Annotated in this window: 1 protein-coding gene and 1 pseudogene; one reads left to right on the top strand and one right to left on the bottom strand. The window is 70.7% G+C overall.

Annotated elements, in window-relative coordinates; genetic code table 11:
* Positions 1 to 233, top strand: a pseudogene (locus AC5RV2_RS18215) (long-chain fatty acid--CoA ligase); the annotation flags it as partial.
* A 21-nt stretch (positions 234 to 254) separates the two neighbouring features.
* On the opposite strand, the gene AC5RV2_RS18210 reads toward AC5RV2_RS18215, so the two are convergent.
* A partial coding sequence (locus AC5RV2_RS18210) for a TIGR01906 family membrane protein (protein WP_494093495.1) occupies positions 255 to 1,151 on the bottom strand: 897 nt, incomplete at its 5' end.

Raw genomic sequence — 1,151 nt, 5'->3', positions numbered from 1 at the left:
CTGGTCCGGTCGGCCTGGCCGAGGCCGCCGAAGACCCGACGGTCCTGGCCGAGCTGCAGCAGGCCGTGGACCAGGCCAACCAGCTGGTTTCGCGGGCCGAGCAGATCCGGAAGTTCGCGGTCCTCGGACAGGAGCTCACCGAGGCCTCCGGGCACCTGACGCCGTCACTGAAGCTCAAGCGCGTCACCGTGCTGGAAGACTTCGCCGCCGAGATCGATTCCCTGTACCGCTAGGCCCTGGCCGGCAGCCGCCGCCTAGTCCTGCTCGCGGGCGAGCAGCAGTTCGTGCCGGCGGCGCTGTTCTTCGGCGGCAGCGGCGCTCCGGTTCCGCCGCGCGCGGGTCGGCCAGGTCAGCGCCAGCACCAGCGAGGAGACCATCAGCACCAGCAGGGCAATGACGATTCCGGCGTCCATCCAGAACTGGGCCGGGAACAGGCGGATCAGGGTGTCGTCCACGAAGAAGGTCCAGGTGCCGTCGGCGAAGAAGATCCGGTGGAACTCGGTGAAGAACTGCTGCCAGTTGAGCGCCCCCAGGACGCCCAGCAGCAGGACCAGGATCAACGTCGCGGCGGAACCGGCGAACAGGCCGCGCCGGATCCCCCCGTGGTAGCGGCGCGCCAGGTAGACCACCGCGACGACGGTCAGCAGCAGCATGACCGCCCCGGCGAGCATGGTCGCGAGGAACACGCCCTTCACGTCGGCCATGTGGCTGACCTCGGAGTCCAAAAACAGGCTGCCGCCGTGGGGGCCGGAGAGGTCCCCCAAATATCGCGGGCCGGCGAAATTCAGCAGGTAGTCCACCGCATAGGAGCCGTAGGTCATCCGCTCCTCGGTGCTGAAGCCGAAGCTGTCGGCCGGGAACCCGGGGCGGTGGTATTCCGCCCAGAGGAACAGCGGCGTGGCCACCAGCCGGATAGCCCCGATGATCAGCAGCGGCGGGAACAGCACCGCCAGGACCACCTGCAGGATTCGCCCGGCCAGCGGCTTGGCGTTCATTGCCTCGTCGCGTTCGGTCGTGCGCCGGACGACCTCCGAACGCGGCGGGCGTACCGAGAGCGCGCCGGTCGCCGGGTTGGCGTCGCTGCCGGCGGCGGCCGCGGCCGTGCCGGCGGGCGGCACGGGCGGGCGCGCCGGCAGCGGCTTCGGGGCAGC

The sequence above is a fragment of the Arthrobacter sp. Y3225116 genome (genome assembly GCF_059091245.1).
The sequence above is the reverse complement of the archived record's forward strand: the minus strand, read 5'-3'. Positions and strand labels throughout refer to the sequence as shown.